This window comes from Sphingobacterium bovisgrunnientis (assembly GCF_009829085.1).
GTDB classification, from domain to species: Bacteria; Bacteroidota; Bacteroidia; order Sphingobacteriales; family Sphingobacteriaceae; genus Sphingobacterium; species Sphingobacterium bovisgrunnientis.
Genome location: NZ_WUQY01000011.1, coordinates 22,266 through 40,442, shown reverse-complemented (window position 1 = coordinate 40,442; position 18,177 = coordinate 22,266). Strand labels below are relative to the sequence as shown.

At 32.4% G+C, this 18,177-nt stretch carries 16 protein-coding genes and 1 pseudogene; 9 read left to right on the top strand and 8 right to left on the bottom strand.

Going from position 1 to position 18,177, the window contains the following annotated elements; translation table 11 throughout:
• Positions 1-28: 28 nt before the first annotated feature.
• Positions 29-175: a transposase domain-containing protein gene (locus tag GOQ16_RS17870; protein ID WP_240140978.1), complete on the bottom strand. Its 147-nt coding sequence runs from the start codon at positions 173-175 to the stop codon at positions 29-31.
• Between the two features lie 69 nt (positions 176-244).
• Positions 245-586, bottom strand: a pseudogene (locus tag GOQ16_RS07265) (IS66 family transposase); the annotation flags it as partial.
• Between GOQ16_RS07265 and GOQ16_RS07260 the strand changes: the two are divergent.
• From GOQ16_RS07260 to GOQ16_RS18135, 6 genes are all read left to right on the top strand, one after another.
• A complete protein-coding gene (locus tag GOQ16_RS07260; RefSeq protein ID WP_240140973.1) occupies positions 578-895 on the top strand; it encodes a hypothetical protein in 318 nt (105 codons plus the stop codon). The pseudogene GOQ16_RS07265 and the gene GOQ16_RS07260 overlap by 9 nt on opposite strands.
• A 152-nt stretch (positions 896-1,047) precedes the next feature.
• Positions 1,048-1,365 (top strand): helix-turn-helix domain-containing protein, encoded by a 318-nt coding sequence (locus tag GOQ16_RS07255; protein WP_160068683.1) that lies wholly within the window; start codon positions 1,048-1,050, stop codon positions 1,363-1,365.
• The gene (locus GOQ16_RS07250; RefSeq protein WP_160068682.1) at positions 1,362-4,346 is read left to right on the top strand and encodes an Eco57I restriction-modification methylase domain-containing protein; all 2,985 of its coding nucleotides are present in this window, start codon (positions 1,362-1,364) and stop codon (positions 4,344-4,346) included. Before GOQ16_RS07255 ends, GOQ16_RS07250 begins: the two co-directional genes overlap by 4 nt.
• Entirely contained in the window at positions 4,333-5,943 is a 1,611-nt protein-coding gene (locus GOQ16_RS07245; RefSeq protein WP_160068681.1) for an Eco57I restriction-modification methylase domain-containing protein, read from the top strand. Before GOQ16_RS07250 ends, GOQ16_RS07245 begins: the two co-directional genes overlap by 14 nt.
• A gap of 172 nt (positions 5,944-6,115) precedes the next feature.
• Positions 6,116-6,385: a hypothetical protein gene (locus tag GOQ16_RS07240; protein ID WP_160068680.1), complete on the top strand. Its 270-nt coding sequence runs from the start codon at positions 6,116-6,118 to the stop codon at positions 6,383-6,385.
• Between the two features lie 219 nt (positions 6,386-6,604).
• On the top strand, positions 6,605-7,021 hold the full coding sequence (locus GOQ16_RS18135) for a transposase (protein WP_369073898.1): 417 nt from the start codon (positions 6,605-6,607) through the stop codon (positions 7,019-7,021).
• 41 nt (positions 7,022-7,062) lie between these two features.
• On the opposite strand, the gene GOQ16_RS07230 is transcribed toward GOQ16_RS18135, so the two are convergent.
• On the bottom strand, positions 7,063-7,467 hold the full coding sequence (locus GOQ16_RS07230; protein ID WP_160068678.1) for a helix-turn-helix transcriptional regulator: 405 nt from the start codon (positions 7,465-7,467) through the stop codon (positions 7,063-7,065).
• 635 nt (positions 7,468-8,102) lie between these two features.
• On the opposite strand from GOQ16_RS07230, the gene GOQ16_RS07225 reads away from it, so the two are divergent.
• The 3 genes from GOQ16_RS07225 (at position 8,103) to GOQ16_RS07215 (ending at position 14,251) form a co-directional block, all read left to right on the top strand.
• Positions 8,103-9,644 (top strand): TlpA family protein disulfide reductase, encoded by a 1,542-nt coding sequence (locus tag GOQ16_RS07225; RefSeq protein ID WP_160068677.1) that lies wholly within the window; start codon positions 8,103-8,105, stop codon positions 9,642-9,644.
• A 107-nt stretch (positions 9,645-9,751) separates the two neighbouring features.
• Positions 9,752-12,859 carry a SusC/RagA family TonB-linked outer membrane protein gene (locus tag GOQ16_RS07220; protein WP_160068676.1) on the top strand — a complete coding sequence of 1,036 codons (3,108 nt, stop codon included), beginning with the start codon at positions 9,752-9,754 and terminating at the stop codon, positions 12,857-12,859.
• Between the two features lie 3 nt (positions 12,860-12,862).
• On the top strand, positions 12,863-14,251 hold the full coding sequence (locus GOQ16_RS07215; RefSeq protein WP_149913415.1) for a RagB/SusD family nutrient uptake outer membrane protein: 1,389 nt from the start codon (positions 12,863-12,865) through the stop codon (positions 14,249-14,251).
• Positions 14,252-14,345: 94 nt separating this feature from the next.
• On the opposite strand, the gene GOQ16_RS07210 is transcribed toward GOQ16_RS07215, so the two are convergent.
• The 5 genes from GOQ16_RS07210 to GOQ16_RS07190 all read right to left on the bottom strand — a co-directional run bounded on the left by GOQ16_RS07210 (position 14,346) and on the right by GOQ16_RS07190 (position 17,874).
• A complete protein-coding gene (locus GOQ16_RS07210) occupies positions 14,346-14,627 on the bottom strand; it encodes a hypothetical protein (protein WP_149913414.1) in 282 nt (93 codons plus the stop codon).
• A 221-nt stretch (positions 14,628-14,848) separates the two neighbouring features.
• On the bottom strand, positions 14,849-15,313 hold the full coding sequence (locus GOQ16_RS07205; RefSeq protein WP_160068675.1) for a MauE/DoxX family redox-associated membrane protein: 465 nt from the start codon (positions 15,311-15,313) through the stop codon (positions 14,849-14,851).
• Positions 15,314-15,464: 151 nt separating this feature from the next.
• Entirely contained in the window at positions 15,465-16,049 is a 585-nt protein-coding gene (locus GOQ16_RS07200; protein ID WP_160068674.1) for a cyclic nucleotide-binding domain-containing protein, read from the bottom strand.
• A 183-nt stretch (positions 16,050-16,232) separates the two neighbouring features.
• Entirely contained in the window at positions 16,233-16,931 is a 699-nt protein-coding gene (locus GOQ16_RS07195) for an ATP/GTP-binding protein (protein ID WP_160068673.1), read from the bottom strand.
• A 1-nt stretch (position 16,932) separates the two neighbouring features.
• Positions 16,933-17,874, bottom strand: coding sequence for an AvrD family protein (locus GOQ16_RS07190; protein WP_160068672.1), 942 nt, complete (start codon positions 17,872-17,874; stop codon positions 16,933-16,935).
• Positions 17,875-18,177: the final 303 nt, after the last annotated feature.

Below are 18,177 nucleotides of genomic sequence, written 5' to 3'. Positions count from 1 at the left end.
GCATACGGTGGTTCCCCTCAAAAGTTAATTATCGGTTATTTTTCCATCTGTTTGGTACTAAGTCGCTATATTTCCCTTCGAATTCTGGGTCATTGATTTTATACAGCACATCGTTCAACCAGTTTTGGGGATCAACATCATGTTTTTTACAAGTAGCAAATAGCGAGAATATCATGGCGGCATCTTGAGCGGTTTTATGTGTTCCACTGAACAGGCTGTTCTTCCTTGAGAGGGCAATTGGCCGTATTGCATTTTCAATTTCGTTATTATCGGGAAGAAGCTCACCGTGCAGCAGATAATAATACATATTATCTCATAATTTTAATGCATAAGCAATCGCTTTTCCGATAGGACTCCGTGGCAACACTTTCGTATATTTCTGTTGCATCCATTTTTTCATTTCATCCAATATGGGTTTTACCTTTTCGTATCGAAGAAATACGATTTCATCTTCTTTCATGGCACGCTGAGCTTCTCTGATTAGTTTCTCAACGGTATATATGGCTGCAATATAGTCAACAGCGATTTTCGAGCGTGCAAGATCATTTTGCGCACTTTCATCAAATTTTCTGCGAATATGGCACATGCAATAGAGCTGCTCAATGGAGTTTGGAACGGCTCACAATTAGACAGAAACCTATCGGCAAAAATGTTTAACGATTGGTGGAACAATGGAAATAAACCCGAATTGAAGATACAAGATAATCCCGTTTCTAAAGCAAATGAAATAGACAACCTGCCAACAAAAGACCTTTTTAAGTTTCTCTCACAGGAACATTCGCCTAATACCGATTTGGGATTGTTTAGCCTATTATCGGATGCACAGGGAGAGGATTACGAAGAAGAACAGTTTGCTAATCGGATGAAGAAAAAGAAGAAAGGGAGAAGATTGTAATGTATTATTTTAGGACTTCAAAAAACAGGAAATTATATTGCTATATCAAAACCATCAACACCTGATATCTTTTTAGTAAAATTCGTGGACAAAATACGTCCTATCAATTTTATTTACTTATATTTGGACAAAATACGTCCTAAATAGCGACAATGGAAAAAAGCATTACAACCATAGGTGAACGATTAAGAACATTGAGAGAGGAAGTTTCACTTTCTTTGAGGGAAGTGGCAAGCCATATCGGTATTGACACTTCTTTGCTTGGAAAAATTGAACGTAACGAACGACAACCAACAAAAGAGCAAATAAAGCACATTGCAGAGTTTTTTAAAATAGACGAAAAACTATTGATTAAAGAATTACTTAGCGACCAATTTGCATATAGAATAATGGAAGAGGAAGCCGATATTGATACGCTAAAAGTAGCAGAGGATAAAGTTGAATATTTTAAAGCCAACAAGAAAAAATGACTGTTAAGAAACTCATAGAAAAATATTCGGCTGACAGAAAATATTACTTAACAAACAAGTATAACGAAACACTACTTCGCAGTGATTTCTTAGACCCGTTTTTTGAATTATTGGGTTGGGACATAAAAAACAACGCAGGAAAATCCACAAATGAAAGAGAAGTGATTTTAGAAGAAGCATTAAAAGCCAATGCTTCTGAGCATTCTAAAAAACCAGACTATACATTTCGATTGTTTTCAGAAAGAAAATTCTTTTTGGAAGCTAAAAAACCGTGCGTAGCAATTGAAACTAACAACGAAACAGCAAAACAAGTAAGACGATATGGTTTTACAGCTAAACTAAAAATTTCCATCTTATCAAACTTTGAATACTTAGTTATTTATGACACTTCTGTAAAAGTTGATGAAGCCGACAGTTACAATAAAGCATTAATCAAGAAATACCACTACACAGAATACGAAGGTAAATTTGAAGAAATTAAAAAGCTATTGGGCAAAGACGCTGTTTATTCAGGGGCGTTTGATACGGAATGGCAAACGATTGAAAACAAGCTAAATCAGTATTCGATTGACACCCTTTTTTTACATCAATTCAACGAATGGAGAAAGTTATTAGGAAGTGAAATATACAAACACCACCCTAAAATAAAAGAGCAGGAATTAAACGATATTGTTCAAAGTTATTTGAACAGAATTTTATTTTTGCGTGTTTGCGAAGACAGAAACTTAGAGGATTATCAAACACTTTTAACATTTGCCAACGCAAGTAACTTTAAATCATTAATTAAAAAATTTAAACAAGCCGACAAGCGCTACAATTCAGGATTGTTTGACCAATTACTGAAAGATAAAATTGTAGAAAATATCAGTTCTGCGTTTTGGACGATTATAAAGCAGTTGTATTATCCTGAAAGTCCTTACTCTTTCAGTGTGTTTTCATCGGATATTTTAGGAAGCATTTATGAAATTATTCTTTCGGAAAAATTGACTGTTCAAAACGGAACAGTTGAATTAGTAAAGAAACCTGAAAATATTGATAGAGATATTGTAACTACGCCAACATTCATCATCAATGATATTTTGCGGAATACGGTTTTGCCAAAATGTAAGGACAAAACCGATAAAGAAATTCTAAAACTAAAATTCGCAGACATCGCTTGCGGTTCTGGTGCATTTTTATTGGAACTGTTTCAGCTATTAAATGATATTCTAATTGACTATTATCTAATTGCCCACAAAACAAAACTTATTCAAACAAGCATCAACACTTATAAACTTCCTTTTAAAATCAAAAGGGAACTATTGTTGAATTGCGTTTATGGAATAGATAAAGATTATAATGCGGTAGAAGCTTCAAAATTTGGTTTACTATTGAAACTTTTAGAAGATGAAAACACATCTTCAACCAATACAAGCAAACCAGTTTTAACTGATTTATCCAATAATATCTTCTTTGGTAATAGTTTACTAAATCCAACACAAGTTGAAAAGAAAAATCAAACTGAAATTAATCCGTTGGACTTTTCAAAACTTCGTTTTGATGTGATTATTGGTAATCCGCCTTATATGAAGTCGGAGGATATGAAAAATATCACACCGCTTGAATTACCGCTTTATAAAGCCAATTACACTTCGGCTTACAAACAATTTGATAAATATTTTTTGTTCCTTGAACAAGGAATGAATTTGTTAAATGATGGCGGAATTTTAGGTTATATCGTTCCTAATAAGTTTACAAAAGTTGGCGCAGGTAAGAAATTACGAGAAGAACTCTCAACAAAGGAATATTTACATTCAATTGTTTCATTTGGTGCAAATCAAGTTTTTGCAAACAAAACAACTTATACTTGTTTGCTGATTTTAAACAAAACACCTCAAAAAACATTTCAATATGCAGAAGTCAAAAGCCTAAAAAGTTGGAAGGTTCGTGAACCAGAAGCCGTAAAATATGCTTCAAAAAATACTATTGAATTAGATAATGAAGTTTGGGTTTTAGTTCCGCCAGAACTAATAAACGCTTATAATAAAATTGTAGCTCAAAGTGCTTCACTTATTGACTTGGTTGGTAGTGATAATATTTTCAATGGTATTCAAACGAGTGCTAATGACATTTATATTTTCATTCCAACGAAAGATGATGCTAAGCATTATTATTTTTCAAAAAAAGGAGTTGATTACAAAATTGAAAAAGCAATTACCAAACCTTATTTTCAAACATCATCAGGCGAAGACAATCTGAATACTTACAGGACTTTCAAACCTAATGCAAGGGTTATTTATCCTTATCAAAACACAAAAAAAGGTGTTGAAATAATTTCGCTTACTGATATTCAAAAGAAATATCCGCTTGCTTTTGACTATTTACAAAAGCATAAAGCAATTCTAAACAATCCAAAAAGAGATATAAAACCTGTACCTGCAACAAAAGACGAATGGCATAGGTTCGGGAGACCACAAGGGTTAAATATTTCAGACAAAAAAGAAAAGATAATACTTGGTGTTTTATCAAGTGGCGACAAATATGCGATTGATAATTACGGAACACTTTTTACATCGGGAGGGACAGCTGGTTATTGTGCCATTACAATGCCTGACAAATTCGATTATTCCACATATTACATTCAAGCGATACTAAATTCAAAATACGTTGAATGGTTTGTCATTCTAACAGGCGAAGTATTTAGAGGAAGTTATTATGCAAGAGGTACAAAAGTCCTCAACAAATTACCAATTCGGAAGATTGCTTTTGATAATGCAAAAGAAAAAGCTCTTCACGACAAAATCGTTGAAGCACAAAAAGAACTTATTAGCATACAAGATAAAATAGACTTGAATGCAGGAAACAATAGAGCATTAACGCCACTGTTAGGGCAATTTACAAGAGAGAAAGCAAGCTTAGAAAAGCTGTTAGCCAAATTATATGATTTAGGTTCTGACGATTTATTAATCCCTTTAATCAAAGATTTGTATGAAGCTAATTGAGAATGCAACAGCAGAAAAATTAAGGGGTGGATTTTACACGCCTGAACCCATTGCAGAATTTGTTTTGCGTTGGGGTATTAATGGCAGTACAGATTTTGACATACTTGAACCAAGTTGTGGCGATGGTGTTTTTTTGGAGCAACTAAGGAATTTAAAATCAAAATACAATTCCATTACAGCCATTGAGTTTGACGAAGTCGAAGCTAAAAAAGCCGATAAAATTGAACTTAAAAACAAGCAAGTAATCAACGATGATTTTCATACTTATTGTAACAATACAGAAAAGCGATTTGATTTAATTGTTGGTAATCCTCCTTACATCCGCTTTCAATTTTTCGATAGAAACCAACAAGCAGAAGCAGGAGATATTTTTATTAGAGCAGGATTGAGATATTCCAAATTGACCAATGCTTGGGTTTCATTTGTAGTTGGTTCTTCCCTATTGTTGAAAGACAAAGGCGGAAAAATTGGTTTCGTTTTACCTGCAGAGATTTTGCAGGTTTCATTTGCTTTGCAATTGCGAAAATTTCTTGCTCATTTCTACAATAAAATCAACATCATTTCTTTTCAGAAATTAGTTTTCCCTGATATTCAGCAAGAAGTTGTTTTATTGCTTTGCGAAAAAAACGGAACACAAGAACATAAAATTGAACACATCGAATTAAAAGATGCAAGCGAGTTAAAAACGCTTGATACTGCTAAATTAAAAAGTCCGAAAAAGAGAATAGATTTTAAATCGAACAAATGGACTTTCTATTTTTTGGAACAAGAAGAAATTGATTTTTTAGAAAACATTGCCAAGAAAAGAAAAATACCAACACTTGCAAAATATGCAAAAGTTGAAGTAGGTATTACAACAGGAGCTAATGATTTTTTTACTGTACCACTCACAACCGTTGAAGAATATGAGCTTCAAAATTATGCTAAACCTATGGTTGGTAGAAGTGTGCAAGTAAACAGTGTGATTTTTACAAAAGAAGATTGGGAGAAAAATAAATTTTCAAAAGCCAAAGCACATTTGCTAGCATTTCCTGATAAAGAAAAACTAAATCAAGACAACGGAGCCCTGAAATATATTGTTCACGGAGAGAGTTTGAATATTCATAAAGGCTACAAAACAAGTATTAGAAATGATTGGTTTGTAGTTCCATCTTTAAAAATTTCAGATGCTTTGTTTATCAGACGAAATAGCCTTTACCCAAGGTTAATCATTAACGAAGCAGAAGCATATACAACTGACACAATGCACCGTGTTTTCGTAAAACCTGATACGAACATTAAAGCATTAACGGCAAGTTATTATAATTCACTTTCATTGGCTTTTGCAGAGGTTTCAGGACGAAGCCACGGAGGTGGTGTTTTGGAATTAATGCCAAACGAAGCAGAGAAAATTTTGCTTCCGTATCATAAAGACAATACAGAATTGCTAGGAAAAATTGACGAATTAATTCGGAATAAAACAGATATAGAAGAAGTATTAAAAATCACTAATGAAGTAATTTTAAAACAGCACTACGGATTGACCCAAAAAGAAATTGATTTGGCTCATAGCATTTGGAGGAAGTTATCAAAACGTAGATTAAATAGAGGTAAATAAGTAACCCCACGGTTTAGTACATCTTTACAACTTTTTATTATCTTCTAATTTTGTTTTCACATTAGGATTACAATGAAAATGGAAAAGAAAAAGATACGTCAGATAGTTCATCGCAGCACTATAAAGATCTATGGTATATTGCAGGATTTCAAGGATCAAAAGATAAAATGACTTGACTACAGATGAATTTTGTAAAGGCCGTGGTGTTGCCTTAGGCAGTTTTTACGCCTGGCTTAAAGCTGAAAAGCATCATGGTAAATATTCCAAAAGTTCGAGGTTTGTGGCAATCCATCCAGAAGAGGGGCCATTTGCAAACGGTATTGAATCTGCTGTCCATATTCCAGATGCTGTGCCTTTTGCAAGCCTTCGTGTTGGCGGGTTTGAACTGGACATCCACAAGCAGGTGGATGTCGAATATTTACGCAGATTACTTATCGGTTAAGCACTGCATATTCCTACAGCAAAAAAGTATTTTATTTACCCTGAGCGTGTCGTTGGCCGTAAAAGTTTTAACCTAGATTATGCATTAGCTTTTGATATTTTGTTGTAAGTATTTAACTTTAAGGTGTTCTTGCCTAGAAAACTAAAAGAAATAACGGTATGGCACTTGTTTAACAACCTTAATAGCAGGGAATTCAGACATTACCAGCATATTGTAGAAATGCACGGTCAATTATGTCACCTATCAGCTACTAAAACTGTGATCGATGGAAAAGTTGAATTTTTAATACTGGTATCATTCAATAAACCACAGCAGGCACTGGAATATTATAGGCGGCGCTGGAATATCGAGACACTATTCAAATTTATGAAATCTAGCGGGTTCAATATAGAAGATACCCATGCCACTGACTTGGACCGCCTTAAAAAATTGTTCATGCTTACGATGATAGCATGCCTGTGGTGCTACAAAGTTGGAGAATATATTCATACCCAGATTCGAACCATTAAAATCAAGAAACATCAAAGAAAAGCCGTGTCAATAATCAAATACGGCCTTGATTATATCACAGAATGTTTATTGTCAGGATTCAACAAGTTAAACATCAATTTATTACAATTTTTGTCATGTAAATAGACAAAAGTATTAAATCAAATTTGTCTTTTAAGAGTCGACTTTTATATTTTCTTGTAGCTACTCAACTCAGATTTTAAATCCTCTACAAGATTTTTTAATTCTAGAATGCGTTCATATCTTTCTTGAAGTAACTCATCCTTAAGTTTTATCTGAGATTCGTATAATCCTTTAATGAAATCAATGTTGTTATCATGATAATCGGAATTATATAATTGATTCACTTTTTGGTTATTTGAAATATAGTTATTAATATTCGAATCAAAGAAATATTCAGGATCAACATCGAAAACATCTGCTAATTTCAATGCATGATCCCAAGATAGTTTTGTTTGATCAGATTCAATTTTAGAGAGAGCGGGTTGTGAAATTCCTAGTTCTTTTGCTAGTGATCCTTGATCCCATCCTTTTTGTTCTCTTATTAAACGGATTTTCGTTCCAGAAGTCATTATAATAATAATTTTTATAACCAAATATAACGTATAGTTATATTATTATAACTAATAGCTATTTGTTTGTATTAAAAGAATTTAAATATTTGTAATATAAATTATTTCAAATATAATCAAAAACGTTAATGTAATTGTTTTTGAAATAAAATATAGTAAATTTGTGGCATCTTATAGGTGTCGCACTTATGAGTCTTGAGGACGAAACCTGAGAATTTTCGATTAAGCCAAGACGATAAGTGGAATACACGTCTGCACCAAAGGTGCGGCGTCCACTTGTTGGCTTTTAGGCTTCTCAGGGCCTCGTCTTCAACAGGTTGGATTCCGCACCTTTGGTGAAAATAGGCCTGTTGTAAAAAGACTCGTTAACCAAATGAACGAGTTATGAAAAATCAAATTTACCAGTTAAAAATTACTGCTCCTGAGTAATCCAAATTATATCTAGGGACAAAATTTGTCTTAACGAATTAAGGTAAACTTCCCCTAATGTATAGATTCATCTCATAACTAAAAATGCTGGATTTTAGAACATTAGTGACTCCTTAATTTTAAATAGATCCCTTTCCGTAGGAAAAATCTATTTATTTCTTCTACCCGTTGATATAAAAAATTAGCCAATTTAAAACACTTGAAAAATGAATAATTTTTACAAGAATGATCCTCTATTTCCTATTGTTGGAAGTAAAATAGAGAACAAGGAAAGATTCAAATCACCCCATAAGCATATTGATTTCCATGAATCGAATGAAGTATTAAGCGAAAGAGATCTTTTAAAAAGATCAGGTCATTTAGATACATATGTAAAGTATCTTGCTTCAAAAATTTATGAAGTTCAATCAAAAAAGTATTACAATAAAACGATTTATTCCCCAAAGGAGTGCAACTATAGGCCACTGTTGCATACTGTTATTCTTTTATTCCTGTTTATTAATATTAATATAATACCACTATTAGGACAAGTAAGGGTTAATCAAATCAATATCTCGCCCTTAAAAGTTGGGGATACTATTCCAGAAGAATTATGGCAATCCAAATTGCATGCAATAAATACAGCTACAGGAAAAAATGAAATAAATCTAATTGAATACAGAGATAGAGAGTTAATAATACTTGATTTCTGGGCAACATGGTGTGCACCATGTATTACCTCTTTAGATTCATTAAACTATTTGCAGAATTTATATGGAAATAAAATTCACATCCAACCTATTACATATCAAAAGAAACGCGATGTGGAAGGTTTAGTCACAAAAAGATGGCAGCTATCATCGGTTATTCAGGATTCCTTATTAAAACAATTTTTTCCGCATAAAATTGTCCCCCATCAAGTATGGATTAAAGACAATAAGGTAATTGCTGTTGTTGGCCATAAAGATGCAAACATTAAAAATATAGATAATGTATTGAATGATCAGGATTTATCTCTAAGCCATAAAAAAGATATTCTGAATTATTCATCTGAAACGGATTTAGCCTCATTGGGTAAAACTCTAGGGATACCTATATTAAGTTCATCAGTTTTCACAGGCCATATAGAAGGAATTCCATATTCTATGGGAAGATTTTCTAAAGGAGATACTGCGAAGGTGTACTTTACAAATATGCCTATTGTTACTATGTATCAAGATGTATTACAAGTTCCAAATAATAGAATATTACTTAGCACTAATTTTGAAAATCAGCAATTCAGCATTATAGATTATTTCCAGAAAGATTTATACTGTTATCAGCTTAAATATGCAAATAAGGATTTACCAAATATAAATCAGTATGTTATTAACGAACTGAATAACTTTTTCAAACTCAAAGTAGACAGTTCTGTTGTTGAAACGGAATGCTTTATTGTGTTTGATAAGAATATTACTTCTGGTCAAAATGCTAAAGTAGCATATGATAAGACGAAGCAAATGAGTATAAACTCTATTGATACGTTCATTAAACTTCTAAATTTTTCTATTGTTTGGAAGCCAGACCAGCCAATCTTTATTAACGAGACCTCAAGTAATATAAGAATTAGTCATATTGATTACAATTTGTTGCAATCAGATTATGAAAAATTGAAAGAAACTCTTTCAAGTCATGGGCTTGATCTTAGAAAAGAGAAGCGTAAAATAATGTTTTACCGAATTTCACCTAATGAACAATTTCGCCAAATTAATAATACATTAAATTTATAAAACTGCTTATGTTATTTACTCATTCTTTTATTAAAAAATACACGTATAGCTATTTTTTAATTTCTCTAATAACTTTTTGTTCATACTCAGTTTTAGCGCAAAATAAAATGAGCGGCCATTTGATTAACAATGAGAGTGTTCCTTTAGAAGGCGCAAATGTGTCGTTAACAAATTCTAATTCAATAGTTACTACAGATAAAAATGGTTATTTTTCAATAAGCTCTTCCGCTGATTCTGGATACATTCAATTAAGTGCTTTGGGTTACAAGACTAAACTATTTCGATATAACTTATCCAAAGCTAGTTATTATAGAATTGTGATGGTTGCAAATCTCGATGTGATAGAAGAAGTTGTAGTAAGTACTGGTTATCAAAATGTACGAATGGGAACAACTACAGGGAGTTACGATGTTATAGACAAGGATTTATTAAATCGTAATGTATCTTCTAATATTTTATCTCGAATAGAAAACTTATCCCCTGGATTAATTTTTAATCATGGAGATGCTGCTAATACCGACAAATTCCTAATAAGAGGAAGAAGTACAATTAATGCAAACGCGCAACCATTAATTGTGTTAGATGATTTTCCATATGATGGAGATATCAATAATATTAATCCAAGTGATATTGAGTCTGTCACTGTGTTAAAAGATGCTGCGGCTGCATCCATTTGGGGTGCGCGTGCTGGAAATGGAGTTATTGTTATAACAACAAAGCGAGGTACAACTAATTCACCTAAAGTTGAATTGGTTGGTAACACAACAGTAACATCGCGACCTGATCTCCAAAATATTCAATTGATTTCTTCAAGTGATAGGATAGAGGTAGAGCGTTTTTTGTTTGAAAATGGAAGATATAATGCTGCCAAAACTCCAACCAATGCAACTTCAAGATTTACACCTATACCTTCTGCTGTTGAATTATTAATTCAAAATCCAGCTGACCTAGAACTTCAATTGGAATCATTGAAAACTAACGATGTAAGACGTGATATTGAAAGGTATTTCTATAGGACGTCAATAAATCAGCATTATAATTTGAATGTTAGTGGTAAAGGTGATATAAATACTTATTATATCTCTGGCGGAGTAAATAATAATAAATCCAATTTAGTAGGAGAAAACTACAGACGGATATCATTGCGCTCTGGTAATTCTTTTAAGGTTACGAATAAACTTTCTGTTGATGCCAATCTAAATTTATTTATGGTCAATGAAAAAAATGGCAATAATAATGGGTATAACTCACCACAGGGCTCATCAACAAATTTTTCACCATACACCAATTTTAAGAGTTTGGATGGAGAATCTCTTCCTGTATATCAGATGTTACGTAAGGGATTCATTGACACCGTTGGTAATAATAAATTGATGGATTGGAACTATCGACCGCTTGAGGAAATAAATAATCAACAGCATACGGTTAGTAGACGAGACTATATTTTAAATGTGGGCTCGAAATATAATATTTCCGATTATTTAAATGCAACGATTAAATATCAATTTCAAAGCCAACAGGATCGTCTCGAACGGTTATATAAAGAGGAATCTTATTATACTCGTAATTTGATTAATGATTTTACTCAAATTAATAGAACTACAGGTGCAACAAACTACCCATTTCCTAAAGGTTCAATTCTGCATACCAATAATTCAGAAACTAGTTCCCACCAAGGAAGAATTCAATTGAACTTTAATAAGAGTTTTGAAGGTAAACATGTTGTAAGTTCTCTAGTTGGGTTTGAAGTCAAAAAGTTACTCACCACCATTTTTCAGAATCAAAATATTGGTTATTCCCAAGAAAGTGGGAATATTACCTCGGCGGTAGATTTGATTTCGAACTTTAGAAGAAATACAACAGGAACTACAGGTAGGATAAGCGTGCTAGAGAATTATAATGAGTATAGTGATAATTTTCTATCATACTTTGGTAATTTTGCATATACATACGATAATCGGTATACCTTATCCGGAAGTCTTCGAAAAGATGAGGCTAACTTATTTGGAGTAAATACCAATCAGAAGGGTACTCCTCTTTGGTCAATTGGAGGAATGTGGAATGTAAGCAATGAGTCATTCTTTAATTCAGATTTTCTAACTTATTTAAGACTTAGATCTACTTATGGTTTAAACGGAAACATTTCTCGAAGTGCATCTGCATTGACCACAATGAGCTTAGCTAATAGTGGATTTTCACATCAACTACCGACGGGTGTATTGGGAGGAGCTCCAAATAAAAACCTTGCTTGGGAAAATGTTAAACAGGTAAATATAGGTTTGGATTTTTCAATATTTAACAGACGTATTTCAGGTACTGTTGATTTTTATAAAAAATATGCAACTGATTTACTCGCTCAAACACCTGTTGATCCAACTTATGGTGTAACTACGATGTACATGAATATAGCTGATATGAATAATAACGGGCTAGATGTACAATTGCATACAATAAATATTCAGAAAAATCTTAATTGGAGCACCACTTTCAATTTTGGGTATTCAAAAGGAAAGGTGAAAAAATATTTAATGCCTATATCTAGTGTGGGACGAAGTTATCTCCCTGTTTCGCTTGCTAATCCTCTTGTCGGAAAGCCTTTATTTAGCGTGTTTGCATTAAAGTGGGATGGATTAGATCCTAAAACGGGAAACCCTATTGGTTTAGTTAACGGTAGTCAAAGTTTAGATTATAATGCAATATACAACTCTTCCACATTAGATGAACTGGTCTTTAAAGGGACAGCACAACCCACATATTTTGGATCAATTTTGAACTCTTTAAAATATAGAAATTTTGATTTATCAATCAATATCAGCTATAAATGGGGTTATTATTTCCGTAGAAATAGCCTCTCTTATACAGTTCTATTTAATGGATTCTCTGGACATGCAGATTATTCGAATCGTTGGAAGAAAGAGGGGGATGAAAAAATAACAAATGTTCCATCTATGGTCTACCCAGCGAATTCAAATAGAGATAACTTTTACCAATATTCAGAGATACTTGTTGAAAAAGGAGATCATATACGTATAGAAGATCTGAATTTTGGATATAATATAAATTCAAATAAAAGGTTTAAGAGCATACGATTATTTGCATATGTATCCAATATGAATATATTATGGACGAATAACTCACAAAATTTAGATCCCTATTATAATAATATACCTAAACCAAGCCCATCAATTTCTTTAGGAACCAATATAATATTTTAAGCTATGAAAACATTTTTATTATTCTCACTTATTCTCTGGATGTTGTTATCAAATTCCTGTAGCAGATCAGAGTTTTTAGACGAAAGGCCTCAAAAATCTATTATTATTCCCAATACACTAGAACACTACCAGAGAATTTTAGATTATGATGCAACTATGAACGGTGCCGCAACAAGAGGCGTGACTCCTCAATTGGGAGAATCAGGATCAGATAATTTCTATTTATCAAGTTCAGATTTAAACAGTGCCTTTAGAGAGCAAATGAGAAACTATTATTTATGGAATAAGCAGCCATATGTTGGTGAAAGTGTGACAGATTGGGAATTACCTTATAAAGCAGTTTTATCTGCTAATACTGTACTTGTAGGTCTTGATGAATTTGAGAAAAAAAACGGAATAAGTAAAGAGAGTAATTTTATTAGGGGGCAAGCATTATTTCACAGAGGTTATATGTTTCATCAGCTTTCTCAGGTTTTTGCATACCCATATAAAAAAGATCAAACCAATAATGAACCTGGAATTATTTTAAGATTGGAGGCTGATATTAACGAAAAGTTAAGTAGAGCAACTGTAGAGGAAACATATAATAGAATTGTGATGGATGTAAAAAAATCCATCAATTTATTAGATGAAAGCCCCTTACATAAAGCAAGACCATCAAAACAAGCGGCATTTGCTTTGATGGCACGAATATATCTTTCAATGTCAGAATATAATTTGGCAAAAAACTATGCTGATTCATGTTTATCTCTAGAAAATAAATTGTATGATTTTAATTTAGTGAATTTCAATCTACAAAGTCCTTTCCAAGGAATTCGGTTTGAAAACCCGATCAATCAAGAGGTGATTTATTTTAGCGCTATGTTAAGTGAAATCGGAGTTATATATCCAACAAATCCTTTTTTCGCTAAAGTTGATTCAAATTTATTTAAGGAATATCAGGAGGGGGATTTACGAAAAAAAATTTTTTTCCAAAAATATCAGGATGGTTATAGATTTAAGGGCAGCTATAGTTTTGTTGGTTATGAGCATTATTTTACTGGTTTAGCAGTTGACGAAATTCTTTTGATTCGTGCGGAGTGTAATGCAAGATTAGGAGATTTTCAATCGGCCGTTATAGATATGGATAAATTATTAAGAGCTAGATGGGATAAAAACATTGTTTATAATTCTGCCTCAACTTTGGACGATGAGCTGCTTTTAGAATTTATTTTAAAAGAGAGAAGAAAAGAGTTGTTATTTCGAGGGCTACGGTGGTCCGACTTACGTCGTTTTAATATAGAAGGTCGTAAAATTACTTTAACTAGAATTGTAGGAAATGAACAGTATGACTTATTACCAACTGATTCAAGGTGGGTTTGGCCATTACCGTTGGAAGTAATCGTAAATTAGAGATAGATATTTTGAATAAACTGAGGGATACATATTTTTGAAATAGTATCCCTCAATTGTTATTAAATTACTTGTGTGTTAATTGATTTTACCTTTACGGCGCAAAATATCTGGTTTCAGTTGCGGGTGTCATATCAGTAATAGGTTCTGTTGGGGGGCTAGTGAAGCCTTTAGCACAAGGATTAAGAGTGCCTCCGGGACAACTTAGACTAGGATTTTGACCTTCTATATCCTCTTGCCATTGGCCATCAACTTTAACATACCAATGTAGATCATTTTGTGAATCATTATTGAATGAAAACGACATTAATGTCATACTTGTGGTTGCAATAACCAAGGCTACCAAGATCATCGCATAATTTTTTGAATTTCTCATAATTTTTTAATTTTGGCAGATTAGTGTCTGCCTGTTTATTAATATTTGATTAATAAAGACTGATATTGATTTTTTTATTAGTCCTTTAATCCGGGTTATCCAGCAATCTTCTTTTTGTTGTACGATGCCAAGAAGTTACCATGGATAGTCATAAGAGCTTTTAGGCTAGCTTTACCCTTTACCTTTTTTCCTTGAATCAAGGCTCAGTAGTTTTTTGGTCTCTAATATGTTTTACGTAAAACTTTTTTATGCATGATAGAGGCTTGATTTTGTTTACTATTTATGTTCAGCCTCCATCCACAAACACTTATTGTTAAGAAAAAAAGGTTAAACCATAAATGTTGATACCAGCTCATCGACGAAATAACAGATCCACATGCACAGGGTAGTTTATCCCATGTGCCAAGAAGTGCCAAAGCTACATATGTAGTAAAGGCAAACATTAATATGGATGAAACAATAAGCCCCGATGTACGAAACTTTTCTATGACGAGTAAAACTGCTGTACTAATCTCTAATGCGGGTAGAGAATATATCACAAATAATGCAATAGGCTCTTCCAAAGGTTGTTTAAATATGCCGCTTTTAAAACTGCTGAAATTTATAATTTTATCAATAGATACAGGTATCCATAAAAGTAGCAATAGGATTATAATTGTATTTGCAATAATTTTTTTTGTTTTCATAGGTCTATATTTGTGACTACCTTTAGTTACAAGTAATTGTAGTCTCAAAATTACAGTGCATGAAATTTAGAATTGTAGGCTATAGGGTACAGTTTTTACTGGAAAATTTCTTATTTTATAGGATAAGCTTATAACGTAACTAATAAGGAAGTTAAAATCCTTGACTCTTATAGTATTTTTCTAATGCAAAATAATATTGTTTGGAATTTGAGAATCCAAGTAATAAACATAATTGTCGGACTGTTAGTTGTTCTTTTAATTCTGGAAAATGGCTATAAAAATAGGTTAGCCGATCAATATGTTTAATTTTATTTAAATGAATATAGTGATTACATGTCACAAGATCCTTCTGTTTAAGAATATTATATATTAAACTAAATTCTCGAAAATTTCTAATGGCTTGAAGTAGATGCAAGTTGTTAAGAACAAATGCTTCACTATCTTTTAGAAATTCAATATTTGCTAATGCCCCCTTATTACTGTAGATATGTTTACAACCAACAAAATAATTCATAGGTGTAATAATTCTAGTTAATACAGAATCATTTTTATCATTTATAATGCTAAATCCAACAAGACCAGTTAAAAGCAAACAACTCCTATTGTTAGACTCTTGCTGTAAGACAAAAATTTCACCTTTTCGATATTTTTGAATTCGACCATACGTATATAAAAAATCTATGGCCTGTTCACTTAAATCAGTGTATTTATTAATGAAGGCTATGGTTCTGTTCATATCGGTTCGTTTGTGAAAAAAATAGATTTAATAGAATCCATGTTCAGGAAAATAATATCAAATTGAGATCATTATATTCCTTCAGTAAAAGTTGTCAATTTAAGGACATGTATAGAATCTATAATGTCTGCATTTAGCTAGTTTCAATGGATGTAAACGGCTTTTAGTTGCTGGATGTTTTTATTATTGTTCAAGTCGAACATTATCAAATTTACATTTACGAAACTCATGTGCATAAGCGATACAATCTGATATTTCGTGTTTAGGGGCAATTTTTAATACATCTAGAATTTTGCTCAGTCGCTCTTGCAAACTTCCTGGGATAAGGATTGTTTCTATTCCCATTTTACTATAAGTTTCCAATAATCGGTTTTCTGAAATAGTTCGAAATTTCTCGGAAGTAGGTCGATGTCCATCGGCTATAAAAGGAAACTCAACAGGTAAATGAAAAAATATATCGTACTTTTTCTTGGTATAGACTTTAGCCATACTCTCAAAGCCGTTAAGTAGCTTTTTGAAATCTTTGTACGATCTATAATTAAAAAATTTCTTTAATAGTATTTTATATGGATATTCATCAGGGTATGCTCCTGTGATTAACCGTGTACTGCCATATAGCCATTCCTGTAAAGGACATCCATCAGAAATAAAACTATTCCCTAATTCTGATTCTTTTCGAATTCTATCTTCAAACCGTTTCATTCCTAAACATATTAGTTCAGCATAGCTACAATCTCTTAAATTTTTTCCTGGAAATAACTTTGGAAGGATTTCACGCATAGTAAGTGCATGAGTACAGGAAATTCCGCTAGCTCTTTCTAGAGCCAAGCTAAGTGTAGTTTTACCTGTACAGTAAGTACCACTTATAACAATTCTTTTCATATTAGTTTAATTCGTATGCGACTTCAAAAAATCCCGAGTAATTGCCTACTACACCATTTAAGCTGATAAGATTCCAACATTTACCATTTAATTTAACCTCACGAATATCTTCAAATAATAAATGTGCTTTAATGTTTTTTTTAAATGTAGGCCTAGCTTGTACCAAATGCATTTTACGCAACCATATATTTTGACAGTTTATTCTATCACTATTATTCAATTGATATAGTAATGATTGCATAAGTTGGCCAAACACGCGAGTAGCATCCGTACCAAGTAGACTGTTTCTTGCGCTACCCACACCATGAAAAATATTTTCTTCAAAATGATACCTGTAGGTTACTTCTGCTTGAATAGTTTTAGCTTGAATGTCTATTTCAAGTGGTGAGAAATTTATTTCAGTAGATTTATAACCTATGGAATGTAATTGCTCTAATTCGAAAGGAATAGATTGATCAAGAGGAAGGGTCTTATACATTAAATATCCGCGATGATCAATTTCTACTTTAATTTGAGCATGATTTTCAAAACGGATCTCCAAAAGTGAGATGTAACCTTGCAAACTACTGTTGTCTGTTGTCGTACTTATGAGTTTGCAAGAAAAGTTATGGGTACCAACTTCCATAGTATGAGAAAGATGTATTGAATACTTTGTAATGAACGCTCGATCTGTATCCGCGATATTTACTCGGCATAGTCTATTTATTATGTATGTGGCTATACGTGAACTAAATGCCATAAACTCAATACTGCCAATATGAGGCTCTTCACCCCTAGGTCTATCCGGCCCATTATAGTTGACCGTTAGTTGTCCTTTTATTTCATGTGTATACAACTCTAAGTTCTTTAGATCTATACTAAAAGAACGAAACCCACTTCCAAAATATCTATTTTCTGGTGTACCCAAGATTTCCTCTATTGTTTTTTTTTGTATGGATAACATAAGTTTTGATTTATTATGGCGAAGTTATCCCAGAAATTTATTAACAAAAAGGCCATTATGTTATCTGTATTTGTTGTTTTTGAGTGGTTTGTATAAATTTTTTATAGCTTATTTTTTAAAGTTTATTAACTGTGTAATTATGTTATAAAGTCAGCAGGAGTAACGTAATATTGTTATAGTTATTTACTTTTTGTTTAATTTATTTGTAAGAAGATAAAATGTTTGAAGATTTTTATACGTTATAAAAGTAAGATGAGGGCAATTAGAAAAATTTTAAATGTTCTAATTTCGTTTAGTAATATC

What these genes read in the sequence shown, in the direction of transcription:
- GOQ16_RS07255 (WP_160068683.1), top strand. Translation starts at nt 1,048, where the DNA reads ATGGAAAAAAGCATTACAACCATAGGTGAACGATTAAGAACATTGAGA.
- GOQ16_RS07200 (WP_160068674.1), bottom strand. Translation starts at nt 16,049, where the DNA reads ATGAACAGAACCATAGCCTTCATTAATAAATACACTGATTTAAGTGAA.
- GOQ16_RS07245 (WP_160068681.1), top strand. Translation starts at nt 4,333, where the DNA reads ATGAAGCTAATTGAGAATGCAACAGCAGAAAAATTAAGGGGTGGATTT.
- GOQ16_RS07215 (WP_149913415.1), top strand. Translation starts at nt 12,863, where the DNA reads ATGAAAACATTTTTATTATTCTCACTTATTCTCTGGATGTTGTTATCA.
- GOQ16_RS17870 (WP_240140978.1), bottom strand. Translation starts at nt 175, where the DNA reads ATGATATTCTCGCTATTTGCTACTTGTAAAAAACATGATGTTGATCCC.
- GOQ16_RS18135 (WP_369073898.1), top strand. Translation starts at nt 6,605, where the DNA reads ATGCACGGTCAATTATGTCACCTATCAGCTACTAAAACTGTGATCGAT.
- GOQ16_RS07205 (WP_160068675.1), bottom strand. Translation starts at nt 15,313, where the DNA reads ATGAAAACAAAAAAAATTATTGCAAATACAATTATAATCCTATTGCTA.
- GOQ16_RS07190 (WP_160068672.1), bottom strand. Translation starts at nt 17,874, where the DNA reads ATGTTATCCATACAAAAAAAAACAATAGAGGAAATCTTGGGTACACCA.
- GOQ16_RS07210 (WP_149913414.1), bottom strand. Translation starts at nt 14,627, where the DNA reads ATGAGAAATTCAAAAAATTATGCGATGATCTTGGTAGCCTTGGTTATT.
- GOQ16_RS07260 (WP_240140973.1), top strand. Translation starts at nt 578, where the DNA reads ATGGCACATGCAATAGAGCTGCTCAATGGAGTTTGGAACGGCTCACAA.
- GOQ16_RS07225 (WP_160068677.1), top strand. Translation starts at nt 8,103, where the DNA reads ATGAATAATTTTTACAAGAATGATCCTCTATTTCCTATTGTTGGAAGT.
- GOQ16_RS07230 (WP_160068678.1), bottom strand. Translation starts at nt 7,467, where the DNA reads ATGACTTCTGGAACGAAAATCCGTTTAATAAGAGAACAAAAAGGATGG.
- GOQ16_RS07250 (WP_160068682.1), top strand. Translation starts at nt 1,362, where the DNA reads ATGACTGTTAAGAAACTCATAGAAAAATATTCGGCTGACAGAAAATAT.
- GOQ16_RS07195 (WP_160068673.1), bottom strand. Translation starts at nt 16,931, where the DNA reads ATGAAAAGAATTGTTATAAGTGGTACTTACTGTACAGGTAAAACTACA.
- GOQ16_RS07220 (WP_160068676.1), top strand. Translation starts at nt 9,752, where the DNA reads ATGAGCGGCCATTTGATTAACAATGAGAGTGTTCCTTTAGAAGGCGCA.